Source organism: Agromyces sp. GL_144 (assembly GCF_057834305.1).
Map to the genome: position 1 here is coordinate 3,093,983 of NZ_CM174399.1, position 14,958 is coordinate 3,108,940.

Annotated in this window: 13 protein-coding genes; 4 read left to right on the top strand and 9 right to left on the bottom strand. The window is 68.9% G+C overall.

The features are described from left to right. Window positions 1-10: 10 nt before the first annotated feature. The 9 genes from AC3IPY_RS14155 to AC3IPY_RS14195 form a co-directional block, all read right to left on the bottom strand. A complete protein-coding gene (locus tag AC3IPY_RS14155; protein ID WP_489184916.1) occupies window positions 11-1,132 on the bottom strand; it encodes an adenosine deaminase in 1,122 nt (373 codons plus the stop codon). Window positions 1,133-1,322: 190 nt separating this feature from the next. Next, window positions 1,323-2,624, bottom strand: coding sequence for a thymidine phosphorylase (locus tag AC3IPY_RS14160; protein ID WP_489184917.1), 1,302 nt, complete (start codon window positions 2,622-2,624; stop codon window positions 1,323-1,325). Then, window positions 2,621-3,040: a cytidine deaminase gene (locus AC3IPY_RS14165; RefSeq protein WP_489184918.1), complete on the bottom strand. Its 420-nt coding sequence runs from the start codon at window positions 3,038-3,040 to the stop codon at window positions 2,621-2,623. Before AC3IPY_RS14165 ends, AC3IPY_RS14160 begins: the two co-directional genes overlap by 4 nt. Window positions 3,041-3,100: 60 nt before the next feature. Beyond that, on the bottom strand, window positions 3,101-4,417 hold the full coding sequence (locus AC3IPY_RS14170) for an ABC transporter permease (protein ID WP_489184919.1): 1,317 nt from the start codon (window positions 4,415-4,417) through the stop codon (window positions 3,101-3,103). Beyond that, window positions 4,414-5,769 carry an ABC transporter permease gene (locus AC3IPY_RS14175; RefSeq protein ID WP_489184920.1) on the bottom strand — a complete coding sequence of 452 codons (1,356 nt, stop codon included), beginning with the start codon at window positions 5,767-5,769 and terminating at the stop codon, window positions 4,414-4,416. Before AC3IPY_RS14175 ends, AC3IPY_RS14170 begins: the two co-directional genes overlap by 4 nt. After that, entirely contained in the window at window positions 5,766-7,280 is a 1,515-nt protein-coding gene (locus tag AC3IPY_RS14180) for an ABC transporter ATP-binding protein (protein WP_489184921.1), read from the bottom strand. The genes AC3IPY_RS14175 and AC3IPY_RS14180 overlap by 4 nt, the downstream gene beginning before the upstream one ends. A gap of 180 nt (window positions 7,281-7,460) precedes the next feature. Continuing rightward, window positions 7,461-8,555, bottom strand: coding sequence for a BMP family lipoprotein (locus AC3IPY_RS14185; RefSeq protein WP_489184922.1), 1,095 nt, complete (start codon window positions 8,553-8,555; stop codon window positions 7,461-7,463). A 312-nt stretch (window positions 8,556-8,867) separates the two neighbouring features. After that, complete coding sequence (locus AC3IPY_RS14190; protein WP_489184923.1) at window positions 8,868-9,941, bottom strand: BMP family lipoprotein; 1,074 nt, start codon at window positions 9,939-9,941, stop codon at window positions 8,868-8,870. Window positions 9,942-10,018: 77 nt separating this feature from the next. Then, window positions 10,019-11,143 (bottom strand): mannose-1-phosphate guanylyltransferase, encoded by a 1,125-nt coding sequence (locus AC3IPY_RS14195; RefSeq protein WP_489184924.1) that lies wholly within the window; start codon window positions 11,141-11,143, stop codon window positions 10,019-10,021. 215 nt (window positions 11,144-11,358) lie between these two features. Between AC3IPY_RS14195 and sdhC the strand changes: the two genes are divergently transcribed. Genes sdhC through AC3IPY_RS14215 form a run of 4 tightly spaced genes read left to right on the top strand, consistent with a single transcriptional unit; the run spans window position 11,359 to window position 14,819 of the window. Continuing rightward, window positions 11,359-11,781, top strand: a complete 423-nt coding sequence (sdhC, locus tag AC3IPY_RS14200; RefSeq protein WP_489184925.1) for a succinate dehydrogenase, cytochrome b556 subunit — start codon at window positions 11,359-11,361, stop codon at window positions 11,779-11,781. 11 nt (window positions 11,782-11,792) lie between these two features. Next, complete coding sequence (locus tag AC3IPY_RS14205) at window positions 11,793-12,236, top strand: succinate dehydrogenase hydrophobic membrane anchor subunit (protein ID WP_489184926.1); 444 nt, start codon at window positions 11,793-11,795, stop codon at window positions 12,234-12,236. 7 nt (window positions 12,237-12,243) lie between these two features. After that, window positions 12,244-14,055, top strand: a complete 1,812-nt coding sequence (sdhA, locus tag AC3IPY_RS14210) for a succinate dehydrogenase flavoprotein subunit (protein ID WP_489184927.1) — start codon at window positions 12,244-12,246, stop codon at window positions 14,053-14,055. A gap of 2 nt (window positions 14,056-14,057) precedes the next feature. Further along, window positions 14,058-14,819 (top strand): succinate dehydrogenase iron-sulfur subunit, encoded by a 762-nt coding sequence (locus AC3IPY_RS14215; protein WP_434069169.1) that lies wholly within the window; start codon window positions 14,058-14,060, stop codon window positions 14,817-14,819. The last annotated feature ends 139 nt before the right edge of the window (window positions 14,820-14,958 follow it).

Genomic DNA, 14,958 nt, shown 5'->3' on the forward strand with positions numbered 1-14,958 from the left:
CGGCATCCGCTCAGGCCTCGTCGAAGCCCTCGGAGACGAGTTCGGCGAGCTCGTCGCGGTCGTCGAGCGGAAGGAACGTGGCGGCGACCGCATTGAGCTGGAACGTCTCGAGGTCGTCGAGGTCGTAGCCGAACGCGTCGCTGAGCAGTGCGAGCTCGCGCGTGATGCTCGTGGAGCTCTGCAGGCGGTTGTCGGGGTTGACGGTGACGCGGAAGCCGAGCTGGTAGAGCAGGTCGAACGGGTGGTCGACGAGCTCGTCGCCCCACGCCTGGATCGCGCCGGTCTGCAGGTTCGACGACGGGCTGAGCTCGAGCGCGATCTCGCGGTCGCGCACCCACTGCGCGATCGGGCCGAGCGAGACGTAGGTGTTCTCGTCGTCCTGTCGCTCGATGACGAGGTCTTCGGCCAGGCGCACGCCGTGGCCGAGCCGCAGGGCGCGCCCGTCGAAGAGAGCGCTGCGGATCGACTCGAGCCCGTCGGCCTCGCCGGCGTGCACGGTGACGGGCAGGTACTGGCCCGCGAGGAAGTCGAACGCGGTGCGGTGCCGGCTCGCCGGGAACCCGGCCTCGGCGCCCGCGATGTCGAAGCCGACGACGCCCCGGTCGCGGTGGCGCACTGCCAGCTCGGCGATCTCGAGACCGCGATCGGCGTGCCGCATGGCGGTGACGAGCTGCCCCGTGCGGATGCCGTGACCGGCATCGCGCGCGTCGTCGATGCCCTGGTCGAGGCCCTCCTGCACGGCGACGACGACCTCGTCGAGGTCGAGCCCGCCGCCCAGGTGCTGCTCGGGCGCCCACCGGACCTCGCCGTAGATGACGCCGTCGGCCGCGAGGTCTTGCACGAACTCGCGGGCGACCCGGGTGAGCCCCTCGCGCGTCTGCATGACCGCGGTCGTGAGGTCGAACGTCTTGAGGTATTCGACGAGCGAACCCGAGTCGGCCTTCTCGGCGAACCACGCGCCGAGCTCGTCGGCATCGCGCGTGGGCACGTCGACACCGGTGGCGTCGGCGAGCTCGATGATGGTCTGCGGACGCAGCCCTCCGTCGAGGTGGTCGTGCAGCGAGATCTTCGGGAGCGCCTGGATGTTCGCGCCATCGCCCTCGAGCCGGTACTGCGTCGCATTCGTGTTCACGGCTCAACGATACCGGCGAGGCCCCCGCGAAGTCTCGGCAATCTCAGAGCAATGCCGCCAGGCGCCTCTCCTGTGCAGAATTCAGGAACATGTGGGGGTTATGCACGGACGCCCCACGGCTCCTCCGCGGATTCGCGGGAGAGCCGTGACGGGCGTTCCTGAATTCTGAAGTGGAAAGGCGGTGCGAGGGTCAGCGACCGATGCGGTCGGCGATGAGGGGGCCGCCGTCGAGCACCGGGTCGCCCGCCTCGCCGATGCGGTAGGCGCCCTCGACCGCGTCGAGCGCCCGCGCGAAGCGGGCGGGCTCGTCGGCGAGCAGCGTGAACAACGGCTCGCCCTTTCGCACGGCGTCGCCGGGCTTGGCGTGCAGGTCGATGCCGGCGGCGTGGTGCACGGGATCCTCCTTGCGCGCGCGACCGGCGCCGAGGCGCCACGCGGCGATGCCGAAGGGCAGCGCCTGCTGCTCGACGAGCACGCCGTCGCGCTCGGCGAGCACGGTGTGCGTCTCGCGGGCGACGGGCATCGGGGCGTCGGGGTCGCCGTCCTGCGCGACGACGAACGCCCGCCAGCTGTCCATGGCCCGGCCGTCGTCGAGCGCCGCCTCGACGTCGGGGTCGTGCACGCCGGCGAGTTCGAGCATCTCGCGGGCGAGCGCGATGGTGAGCTCGCGCACGTCGGCCGGCCCGCCGCCGGCGAGCACCTCGATCGACTCGCGCACCTCGTTGGCGTTGCCGATGGTGAGGCCGAGCGGCACGTTCATGTTGGTGATGAGGGCGGATGTCGCGACCCCGGCGTCTTCACCGAGTTCGACCATGGTGCGGGCGAGTTCGCGCGAGCGCTCGATGTCTTGCAGAAAAGCGCCGGAGCCGAACTTCACGTCGAGCACGAGCGCGCCCGTGCCCTCGGCGATCTTCTTCGACATGATCGACGAGGCGATGAGCGGGATCGCCTCGACCGTGCCGGTGATGTCGCGCAGCGCGTAGAGCTTCTTGTCGGCGGGCGCGAGGCCGCTGCCGGCGGCGCAGATGACGCCGCCCATGTCGCGCAGCTGCGCGAACATCTCGTCGTTCGTGAGGTCGGCGCGCCAGCCGGGAATCGACTCGAGCTTGTCGAGCGTCCCGCCGGTGTGCCCGAGCCCACGCCCCGAGAGCTGCGGCACCGCCACCCCGAACGAGGCGACGAGCGGCATGAGCGGCAGCGTGATCTTGTCGCCGACGCCGCCGGTGGAGTGCTTGTCGGTGGTCGGCTTGCCGAGCCCGCTGAAGTCCATGCGCTCGCCCGAGGCGATCATCGCCATGGTGAGGTCGCGGATCTCGCGGCGGGCCATGCCGTTGAGGAAGATCGCCATGGTCATGGCCGACATCTGCTCGTCGGCGACATAGCCGCGCGTGTAGGCGTCGATCAGCCAGTCGATCTCGGCCGTCTCGAGCTCGTGCCCGTCGCGCTTGGCGCGGATCAGGTCGACCGCGTCGAAGGCCTCGACGGCGCTCATGCGTCGGCCCCCCGGTACTCGGCGAGCTGGCGCGGGCCGAAGGCGTCGGGCAGCACCTCGTCGATCGTCTTGAACCCCGAGACCGTCTCGAGCACCATGCCCTCGGCGGAGTGCTCGAAGAGCAGCTGCCGGCACCGGCCGCAGGGCATGAGCACGTTGCCGTGCCCGTCGACGCAGGTGAAGGCGACGAGCTTGCCGCCGCCCGACATCGCGAGCGCCGACACGAGGGAGCACTCGGCGCAGAGGGTGACGCCGTAGGAGGCGTTCTCGACGTTGCATCCGCTCACGATGCGGCCGTCGTCGACGACGGCGGCCGCGCCGACCGGGAACTCCGAGTACGGCACGTAGGCCTTGGCCATGGCCTCCCGTGCGCGCTCGCGCAGGTCGGCCCAGTCGATCGCATCCGTTGCGGTCATGGTGTTTCTCTCGTTCGAGATGGGCGGCGGATGTCGCGGGCTCGACCCCGAGGCATCCGGTCAGGCCTTGATGTACGGTTTGCCCGCCGCGGCAGGCCCTCGGACCTTGCCCACGAGGCCGGCCACCGCGATGATCGTCACGACGTAGGGCAGCATGAGCATGAACTCGCTCGGCACCGGCGAGCCGATGACCGAGAGCGTGTTCTGCAGGTTGGACGCGAAGCCGAAGAGCAGTGCGGCGAGCGTCGCCTTGATCGGGTCCCACTGGCCGAAGATCACGGCGGCCAGGGCGATGAAGCCCGCTCCCGCCGTCATCTCTTTGTTGAAGGCGATGCCGGAGCCGATGGTGAAGAAGGTGCCGCCGAGGCCCGCGATGGCACCGGCCAACGCCACGTTCCAGAAGCGCGTGCGGTTCACGTTGATGCCGACCGTGTCGGCCGCCTGCGGGTGCTCGCCGACGGCGCGGACCCGCAGGCCCCAGCGCGTGTGGAAGAGCCCGATGTACACGGCCGCGACCGCGATGTACATGATGTACACGATGATCGTCTGGCGGAAGAAGACCGGTCCGATGATCGGGATGTCGCTCAGCAGCGGGATCGGCATGCGCGGGAACCGCGGCGGCGAGTTCAGCACCGCCGCGTTCGGGGCGAGCACCTGCGAGAAGAAGAAGCTCGTGAGCCCGGTGACGAGCACGTTCAGCACGACGCCGACGATGACCTGGTCGACGAAGTACTTGATCGAGAACGCGGCGAGCACCATGCCGACGAGCAGGCCAGCCACCATGGCGCCGACGACGCCCGAGAAGAGCCCGACCCAGATCGAGCCGGTCGTGGACGCGACGACGGAGGCCACGACCGCCGATGTGAACGCGCCGGCGAGCAGCTGGCCCTCGATCGCGATGTTGATGACGCCGACGCGTTCGCCGATGACGCCGGCGAGCGATCCGAAGATGAGCGGCACGGCGAGGCTCAACGAGCCGAACAGCAGGCCGATCATCGGCAGCGTTGCGCCGGCGCCCGCCCAGGTGAGGAACCCGAACAGGAAGACCACGGCGTACACGACGATGAGCCAGAGCGGCACGCGCCTCTTCGAGCGCACGAGCCACGCCGAGTAGGCCGTGATCAGGGCGAGCAGCACGACCACCGTCCACAGCGCCGGCATCGCCGGCACGACGAGGTCGGGCACGAGGATCGCGTCTTTCTCGGAGGCGTTCAGGCGGTACGTCGTGTCGCCGTGCCGCGGCGCGAACACCGCGAGCGCGAGCGTGACGATGGTGAAGACGGCGAAGGCGATGGGCGCCTTCCAGCTCGTGACGACGGTCGTGTCGAGCTCGACGACCTGCGGCGTCGGGGCCGCGGACTCGGTTGCGGTGCTCACTTGGCCTGCACCTCCTTCGTGACGATCGGGCGGGGTCGCTTCGGCCCCTTCGCGGGGTCGGGCAGGCGGAAGATCGTGCGCACGAGCGGCGGCGCCGCGATGAAGAGCACGATGAGCGACTGCACGACGAGCACGATGTCGATCGGGACGCCCTCGGCGGCCTGCATCGAGTACCCGCCGGCCTTGAACGCACCGAAGAGGATGCCGGCGAGGAAGATGCCCCACGGGGTCGAGCGGCCGAGCAGGGCCACCGTGATGGCGTCGAAGCCCACGCCGGCGTCGATGCCGGCGGTGAAGCCGGTGGTCACCGTGCCGAGCACCTGGCTGACGCCCGCGAGACCGAGCAGCGCACCCGAGATGAGCATCGCGTAGACGTACATCGACGGCACGTTGATGCCGGCGACCCGAGCCGCGTTGGGGTTCTCGCCGACGGCGCGGAAGCGGAAGCCGAGGCTCGAGCGGCTGAGGATCCACCAGACGAGCACCGTGGCCGCGACCGCGAGCACGAAGCCGAAGTGCAGGTTGTACCGCGGCCCCAGCAGGTCGAAGAAGATCGCGGTGTCCTTCATGGGCGGCGTCTTCGGGTTCGACGACCCGGGCGCCTGCAGGAGGCCGGGCGTGCGAAGCATCCACGACACGAGGTAGAACGCGACGTAGTTGAGCATGATGGTGACGATGACCTCGTGCGCGCCCGTACGGGCCTTCAGGAGGCCGGCCAGGCCGCCCCAGAGGGCGCCGCCGAGCAGGCCGCCGATGAGGGCGACGAACATGTGCAGCCCGAACGGCAGGTCGAACCCGAAGGCGATCCAGCCGGCGACGGATGCCGCGATGAGCATCTGTCCGCGACCGCCGATGTTGAACATGCCGACGCGGAACGCGAGGCCCACGCCGAGACCGCCGGCGATGAGCGGAGTCGCGAAGGTGAGCGTGTCGGTCAGCGGCTTGATGCCGTCGGCGAACGAATCGCGGCGGAAGTTGTAGACCGACCCCTGGAACAGCGCGACGTAGGCACCCGAGACCGAGTCCCAGACGGCGACGATGGTGTCGCCGGGGCGGGCGAAGAAGTACCCGCTGGCCTTCTGCACGTTCTCGTCGGTGAAGGCGATCATGATCGCGCCGACGATGAGCGCGAGCACGACGGAGAGCACCGAGATGAGGGCGTTGCCCGTCACGATCTGCTGCCACATGGTGTGCCAGCGCGAGGGCGGCGGCACCGCGGCATCCGCGGGCCTGGTCGGCGCCGCGGCCGCGGGCGCCGATTCGGGCGCCTCGGTCACGGGGGGCTCTCCGGCGGGGGCGGCGGCCGGCTCGACGGGCTCGGACGACCCGTTCGGGTTCTGGGGGTCGCTCATGCTGCGGCTCCTTCTGCGGGTTCGCCGGCCATCATGAGGCCGAGCACGTCGCGCGGGGTGTCGCCGGGCACGATGCCGACGACCTTGCCGCGGTACATCACCATGATGCGGTCGGCGAGCGCGGCGACCTCGTCGAGTTCGGTGGACACGACGACGACGGGAACGCCGGCGTCGCGGGTCTCGACGATGCGCTTGTGGATGAACTCGATGGAGCCGACGTCGACGCCGCGCGTGGGCTGCGCGGCCACGAGCAGTCGCAGGTCGCGGCTGAGCTCGCGCGCGAGCACGACCTTCTGCGCGTTGCCACCGGACAGGCGGCCGACCTTCTCGTCGATGCCCTGCGTGCGGACGTCGAACTCCTTCACCTTCTCGCGGGCGAAGTCGGCGAGCGCCGCGCGCTGGATGTTGGCGGCCTTGACGAAGGGCGGGCCGTCGGTGCGGTCGAGCATGAGGTTCTCGGCGATCGTGAACTCGCCGACGAGGCCGTCTTCGTTGCGGTCTTCGGGCACGAAGCCGACGCCGGCGGAGAGGATCTTCTGCACGCTCTGGCCCATGAGCTCGACGCCGTCGAGCACCACCGAGCCGCGGACGCGCAGCGCAAGGCCCACGAGCGCCTCGGTGAGCTCGGTCTGCCCGTTGCCCTGGACGCCGGCGATCGCGAGGATCTCGCCCTTGCGCACCTCGAAGCTCACGTCGTTGACGACGAGCTGGCCGATGTGGTCGATGACCGTGAGCCCCTCGACCACGAGGGCCGCGTCGCCGAGCTCGGGCGGGTTCTTGTGCACCGTCAGCTCGACGGCGCGGCCGACCATGAGCGAGGCGAGCTCGGTGTTCGAGGCGGTGGGGGCGGCCTCGCCGACGACCTTGCCCAGCCGGATCACCGTGATGCGGTCGGCGACCTCGCGCACCTCGCGCAGCTTGTGCGTGATGAACACGATCGAGGTGCCGGCCTCTTTCAGCTGTCGCATGATCTGCATGAGCTCGTCGGTCTCTTGGGGCGTGAGCACGGCGGTGGGCTCGTCGAACACGAGCACCTTCGCGTCGCGCGAGAGCGCCTTGATGATCTCGACGCGCTGCTGCACGCCGACGGGCAGGTTCTCGACCAGCGCGTCGGGGTCGACGTCGAACCCGAATCGCGCGGAGATCTCGCGCACGCGGGCGCGCGCGGCGTTCAGGTCGAGGAATCCGCCGCCCTTGGTGGACTCGTGGCCGAGCATGACGTTCTCGGCGACCGTGAAGACGGGGATGAGCATGAAGTGCTGGTGCACCATGCCGATGCCGGCCGCCATGGCGTCGCCGGGGCCGGAGTAGTGCTGCACCTGGTCGTCGAGGAGGATCTCGCCGTCGTCGGCCTGGTACAGGCCGTAGAGCACGTTCATCAGCGTCGACTTGCCTGCACCGTTCTCACCGAGCAGGCAATGGATCTCGCCGGCCTCCACGGTGAGGTCGATGTGGTCGTTCGCGACCAGGCTGCCGAACCGCTTCGTGATTCCGCGAAGTTCGAGCTTCATGTCCCCGATCCTAGAAGAGAAGGCAGCATCTGCAGCAGATCCTGCACCGATGTTGAGGCGGATGCCGCAGATGCGCTCAGATGTTGCGCGCGGTGCGCCGACGTGGCGCCTCAGCCCGTCGGCCTGAACGCAGATCGGGGAGGTCGGCGGCACCGACCTCCCCGATCTGTTCTCCGGGATCTACTCCGAGAGGTAGGACTTCACGACGACGTCACCCGAGATGATCGAGGCCTTGAGGGCATCGAGCGCGTCGGGGAGCGTGTCGGAGATCTTCGACTCGAAGTCGTGGAACGAGGCCAGGCCGACGCCCTCGTTCTCGAGCGTGCCGATGAAGGGGGTCGGGTCGAACTCGCCGTTGCCCGCAGCGAGCACGGCCTCGTACGTGCCGACGTCGATGCCCTTGAGGATGGACGTGAGCAGCAGGTCGCCGACGCTCGGGTCGGTCACGAACACGTCGGCGTCCACGCCGATGAGCGCGATGTCACGCCCGGAGTCGCGGATCGCCGCGGCACCCGACTGGTAGATCGGGCCGCCGACGGGCAGCAGCACGTCGATGTTCTGGTCGATCAGGGCCTGCGCGGTCTGGCGCGCCTGGTCGTTGGCCTCGAAGCCGCCGGTGAACGAACCGTCGGTGCCGTCCCAGCCGACGACCTTGACGTCTTTTCCGTTCTCGGAGGCGTAGTAGTCGACGCCCTGCTTGAAGCCGTCCATGAAGATCGAGACGGTCGGGAAGTTCATGCCGCCGAAGGTGCCGACGACGTTCGTGGTGGTGAAGTCGGCCGCCGCGTAGCCCGCGAGGAAGGCCGCCTGCGCGGTGTCGAAGAGGATCGGCTTGATGTTCTCGGCGTCGACGTTGCCGTCGAAGTCGTTGTCGGCCGCGTCGTCGATGATGACGTACTCGACGTCGGGGTTGGCGATGGCCGACTCGACCGTCGCGGCCGAGAGGGCGAAGCCGACGGTCACGATGAGGTTGCAGCCCTGGTCGACGAGGCTCGTCAGGTTGGGGGCGTACTCGGTCTCGTCCTTCGACTCGACGGTCTTCGGCGTCACGCCGAGCTCGTCGCCGGCCTTCATGATGCCCTCGTAGCCGAGCTGGTTGAAGGACTTGTCGTCGAATCCACCCGCGTCGGACACCATGCAGGGCAGGAAGTCGCTGGCGGTATCGGTGCCGCCGTCACCCGAGTCGTCGGGGGCCGATGCGCAACCGGCGAGCAGCGCGGCTGCACCGAACATCGCGAGACCGGCGAGACCGGCCTTCTTGGTCGTGACCTTCACTGTGTCCTCCAAATCGTGCGCCCCGAACCGTGAGCAGGGGCCGTGCGGACACGTTACCGAATGTTGCGCGCGCCGCCATCGTGGTTTGCGGGCGCGACATCCAATGGTTATGAAGACGCGACATTCTGCTCATATGAGCAGGGCGCTCCGGCGGTCGAGTAGGCCGCGACGCAGGAGCAGCCGTATCGAGACCCGCCGTCGGCAGGGTCTCGATACGCTCGCCGGCGCTCGTTGCTCGACCGGCGGCCGCAGGGAGCGCTCGCCAACTCGACCGGCGGCCGCAGCGAGCGCTCGGCGACTCGAACGGCAGCCTCAGGGCCTGCTCGGCGACTCCACGACGATCTCGCCCGCGATGATCGCCTGGCGCAGGCCCTCGATCTCGCCGTCGAGTTCGGGCGTGACGAGCGACTCGAGGTCGTGGTACGGCGCGATCTCGACGCCGGCGTTCTCGAGCGTGCCGACGTAGGGCTCGTTCGTGAACGCGCCGCTCTGCACGTCGCCGACGATCTGCACCATCGCGTCCTGCGTGTTCTTCAGCACGCTCGTGAGGATCACCGGGCGGTACTGCGCGGGCAGGGTCTCGTAGCCGTCGCTGTCGACCCAGACGATCGAGACGCCGTCGTGCTCGAGCGCCGCGGCGGCGGCGCCCTCGCCGACCTGCCCGGCGACCGGGAGGATCACGTCGGCGCCCTGGTCGATGAACCCGGCGGTGAGCGTCTTGCCCTTGTTGACGTCTTCGAAGTCGCCCGTGAACGCGCCGTCCTGCGCGGACTTGTTCCAGCCGAGCGCCTGCACGGCCGTGCCGTGCACCTCGTTGTACTTCGCGACGCCGTCGACGAAGCCGTCCATGAACAGCGTCACTGGCGGCTGGTTGCCGCCGCCGAACGTCGCCACCACGCCCGTCTTCGTCACGCCCGCGGCGAGGTAGCCGGCGAGGTAGGAGGCCTGCGCCGTGTCGAACACGACGGGCTTGACGTTCGGCGCGTCGACGGTCTCGTCGACGATCGCGAAGGCGATGTCGGGGTTCGCCCCGGCCTGCTCGAGCGTCGGGTCGGCGAGCTCCCATCCGACCGTCACGATGAGCCCGCATCCGGACTGCACGGCCTGCTCGACGTTGGGCGCGAGGTCGGTCTCACCGGTCGAGACGATCGCCTCGGCCTCGACGCCGAGCTCGTCTTCGGCCTGCTGCAGGCCCTCCCAGCTCGACTGGTTGAACGAGCGGTCCTCGAGGCCGCCCGAGTTGGTGACCATGCGCACGCAGCCCGCGTCGTCTGCATTGTCGGCGTCGCCCTCCGGCGCCGCCTGGCACCCCATGAGCACGACGGATGCCGCGACGAGCGCGATGCCGAACCCCATCGCCCTGCGCGACGTTGCCTTGCGAGACATCACCCTGCGCGACATCCGTTCCTCCCGTGTCGAACCGTCGAAGTCTGGTACCGGTCGTGCTCTCGAAGTGCGACGCGTCAGAGCACGTCGCCCGAGCCGCCGAGGCGGAGCGCGTCGACGACCGCCTTCACGCGCTGCGCGTGCTCGCTCGTGGTCACGAGCAGGGCGTCTGGCGTGTCGACCACCACGATGTCCTGCACGCCGATGAGGCTGATGACGCGCTTCGAGCGGCTGATGACGATGCCGCTGGATGCGTCGGCGAGCACGCGCGCGTGCTCGCCGAGGATCGCCAGCTCACCGGAGCGGCCAGAGGAGTTGAGCTTGGCGAGCGAGGCGAAGTCGCCGACGTCGTCCCACTGGAAGTGGCCGCGCACGACGGCGAGGCGCCCGGCATCGGCCGCCGGCTCGGCGACCGAGTAGTCGATCGCGATCTTCTCGAGCTTCGGCCAGATGCGGTCGACCGCGGGGCCGCGCGTGCCGGGGTCGTCCCACGCCGCAGCGAGCTCGACGAGCCCCGCGTGCAGCTCGGGCTTCGTGCGAGCCAGCTCCTCGAGCAGCGTCGACGCCTTGGCGATGAACATGCCCGCGTTCCAGAGGTGGGCACCGCCGTCGACGTAGCGCCGCGCGGTGTCGAGGTCTGGCTTCTCGACGAAGTTCGCGACGAGTTCGACCTTGCCCGCGCCCGGGATCTCGAGCTGCGAGCCGCATTCGATGTAGCCGAAGCCGACCGCCGGCTCGGTGGGCGTGATGCCGATGGTCGCGATGTACCCCGCGCGCGCCGCCGTGACGGCGTCGGCCACGGCCGAGCGGAACAGCGCGTCGCCGGAGATCACGTGGTCGGCGGCGAACGAGCCGATGATCACGCCCGGCTCGCGCAGCTCGAGGATGGCCGCGGCGAGGCCGATGGCGGCCGTCGAGTCGCGGGGCTCGGACTCGAGCACGACGTTCACGTCGCTGAGCTCGGGCAGCTGCGCCTCGACCGCCGCGCGATGCGCACGGCCGGTGACGACCATGATGCGCTGCTCGCCCGACAACGGGGCGAGGCGATCCCACGTGTCCTTCAGCAGCGTCTGGCCGGAACCGGTCAGATCGTGCAGGAACTTCGGGGCGTCGGCGCGGGAGAGCGGCCAGAGGCGGGAGCCGACGCCGCCGGCCGGGATGACGCTGTAGAACCCGTCGAACGGGACGGAGTGCGCAGACATGAGTCCGAGGATAGCCGGGTGCCCCGTCATCGGTGCGGAAACCGCGGCACGAGGCATCCGCTCGGCTCGTTCGAATCGACGGAGATATCTCGACATCGAGAGAGTTAGGCAGCCCTTAGCGGCGGCGCGACAACCCCGGGACTACAATCGCATCGGGTCGTTCGGCCCGTTCGCGCCCTGAATCGAGGGCCTTCAGCAGCCAGGGAGGGTTGTTCATGCCAGAGAATCCGGCAGGAACCCTGACCGCACCCGCGAAGCCGGCGAAGCAGAAGCCTGGTGGCACGCTGTACCGCGGCCGCGAGGGAATGTGGTCGTGGGTATTGCACCGCATCACGGGCGTCGCCATCTTCTTCTTCCTCTTGGTGCACATCCTCGACACCGCGCTCGTACGGGTGAGCCCCGAGGCGTACAACGCCGTCATCGGCACGTACCAGACGCCCATCATGGGCCTCGGCGAGGTCGCCCTGGTCGGCGCGATCGTGTTCCACGCGTTCAACGGCCTGCGCATCATCCTGGTCGACCTCTGGGCCTGGGCCACGCGCCACCAGAAGCTGCTGTTCTACATCGTCATCGCCCTCTGGGTCATCACGATGCTCGGCTTCACTCCCCGCCACCTCATCAACGTCTTCAGCCACTAAGGAGCGCAGGCATGTCCGTCATCGAAGCGCCTCGCAGCAAGGCACCCGCGCGCAAGCGCGGCGTGAACCTCGAAAAATGGGGCTGGATCTACATGCGAGCCAGCGGCGTCGTGCTGCTCGTGCTCATCTTCGGCCACCTCTTCGTCAACCTCCTGGTCGGCGAGGGCGTCAAGGCCATCGACTTCGGGTTCGTCGGCGGCAAGTGGGCCGACCCGTTCTGGCAGTGGTGGGACGTCACGATGCTGTGGCTCGCGCTGATCCACGGCGCCAACGGCATGCGCACGATCGTGAACGACTACACCAATCCCGGCACGACGCAGAAGGTGCTGAAGGGCGCGCTCTTCGCCTCCGCGGCCGTACTCATCGTGCTCGGCACGCTCGTGGTCTTCACCTTCGACCCGTGCCCCGCCGGCTCCCCCGCAGACCTGCTCCCCTCGTTCTGCCCCGCTGTCTAGGAGAACCGTGACCGACCAGAGCGCACACGTCGAGACGAAGGTCGTCGACGGCGTCCACTACCACCAGTACGACATCGTCATCGTCGGCGCCGGAGGCGCCGGCATGCGGGCCGCGATCGAGGCCGGGCCCGGTGCGAAGACGGCCGTCATCTCCAAGCTCTACCCGACGCGCTCCCACACGGGCGCGGCGCAGGGCGGCATGGCCGCCGCGCTCGCGAACGTCGAAGAAGACAGCTGGGAGTGGCACACCTTCGACACGGTCAAGGGCGGCGACTACCTCGTCGACCAGGACGCGGCCGAGATCCTCGCGAAAGAGGCGATCGACGCGGTCATCGACCTCGAGAACATGGGCCTGCCGTTCAACCGCACGCCAGAGGGCAAGATCGACCAGCGCCGCTTCGGCGGGCACACGCGCGACCACGGCAAGGCGCCCGTGCGCCGGGCCTGCTACGCGGCCGACCGCACGGGTCACATGATCCTGCAGACGCTGTTCCAGAACTGCGTCAGGCTCGGCATCGAGTTCTACAACGAGTACTACGCCCTCGACGTCATCATGACCGAGGTCGACGGCGTCGAGCAGCCCTCTGGCGTCGTCGCGTACGAACTCGCGACGGGCGAGCTGCACGTCTTCCAGGCCAAGGCGATCATCTTCGCCACCGGCGGCTTCGGCAAGATCTACAAGACCACCTCCAACGCGCACACCCTCACGGGCGACGGCGTCGGCATCATCTGGCGCAAGGGCCTGCCGCTCGAAGACATGGAGTTCTTCCAGTTCCACCCGACCGGCCTCGCCGGCCTCGGCATCCTCCTCACCGAGGGCGCCCGCGGCGAGGGAGCCATCCTCCGCAACGCGAGCGGCGAGCGCTTCATGGAGCGCTACGCCCCCACGATCAAAGACCTCGCACCCCGCGACATCGTCGCGCGCTGCATGGTGCAGGAGGTCGCCGAGGGCCGCGGTGCGGGCCCCCACAAGGACTACGTGCTGCTCGACTGCACCCACCTCGGTGCCGAGGTGCTCGAGACCAAGCTCCCCGACATCACGGAGTTCGCGCGCACGTACCTGGGCGTCGACCCGGTGTACGAGCCCGTCCCCGTGATGCCGACCGCGCACTACGCCATGGGCGGCATCCCCACCAACGTCGCCGCCGAGGTGCTGCGCGACAACGACACCGTCGTGCCCGGCCTCTACGCCGCCGGCGAGTGCGCCTGCGTCTCCGTGCACGGCTCCAACCGTCTCGGCACCAACTCGCTGCTCGACATCAACGTCTTCGGCAAGCGCGCCGGGCGCAACGCGGTCGAGTACGTGAACTCGGGCGTCGACTTCACGCCGCTGCCCGAGGACCCGGCCGCGGCGATCCGCGACATGCTGCAGTCGCTGCGCGATTCCGACGGCACCGAGCGCATCGCGGCGATCCGCAAGGAGCTGCAGGACGAAATGGACAAGAACGCCCAGGTGTTCCGCACCGACGAGTCCCTCGCGCATGTCACCAACGTCATCGCCGGCCTCCGCGAGCGCTACAAGAACATCGCCGTGCAAGACAAGGGCAAGCGGTTCAACACCGACCTGCTCGAGGCCGTCGAGCTCGGCTTCCTGCTCGACCTCGCCGAGGTCGTCGTCTACTCCGCACGCAACCGTCAAGAGAGTCGCGGCGGCCACATGCGCGACGACTTCCCGAAGCGCGACGACGAGAACTTCATGCAGCACACGATGGCCTACCTCTCGGGCGACGCGCACTCGTCAGATGCCGCCGACCACATCCGGCTCGACTGGAAACCCGTGACCATCACCCGCTACCAGCCGATGGAGAGGAAGTACTGATCGTGAGCACCACCACGCTCGAGCAGCCGCCCGCCGCTGAGGCCGCCATCCAGTCGTTCACCGTGACGTTCCTGATCCGCCGCTTCGACCCCGATGTCGACACCGAGCCGCGCTGGCAGGACTTCGACGTCGAGATGTACGCGACCGACCGCGTGCTCGACGCCCTGCACAAGATCAAGTGGGAGCAGGACGGCTCGCTCACGTTCCGTCGCTCCTGCGCGCACGGCATCTGCGGGTCCGACGCGATGCGCATCAACGGCCGCAACCGGCTCGCGTGCAAGACCCTCATCAAGGACCTCGACATCTCGAAGCCCATCTACGTGGAGGCCATCAAGGGCCTGCCGCTCGAGAAGGACCTCATCGTCGACATGGAGCCGTTCTTCGCGAGCTACCGCGAGGTGCAGCCCTTCCTCATCGCCAACTCGACGCCCGAAGCGGGCAAGGAGCGCGTGCAGTCGATCGCCAAGCGCGAGATCTTCGACGACACCACCAAGTGCATCCTCTGCGCCGCGTGCACCTCGTCCTGCCCCGTGTTCTGGACCGACGGCCAGTACTTCGGCCCCGCGGCCATCGTGAACGCGCACCGGTTCATCTTCGACGACCGTGACGACGCGGCATCCGTTCGTCTCGACATCCTGAACGACAAGGAGGGCGTGTGGCGCTGCCGCACGACCTTCAACTGCACCGATGCCTGCCCGCGCGGCATCGAGGTGACCAAGGCCATCGCCGAGGTCAAGCAGGCCATCATGCGGGGCAAGCCCTGACGATGACCTCGGCGACCCCGTCGCACTGAAGAAGGGCCGATGCGATTCGCATCGGCCCTTCTTCGTTCCCGGTCGCGTTCCCCCTCGCTCCCGGGTGTCGATCACGGCGACCCGGTGGGTTCACCCACCACCGGGTCGC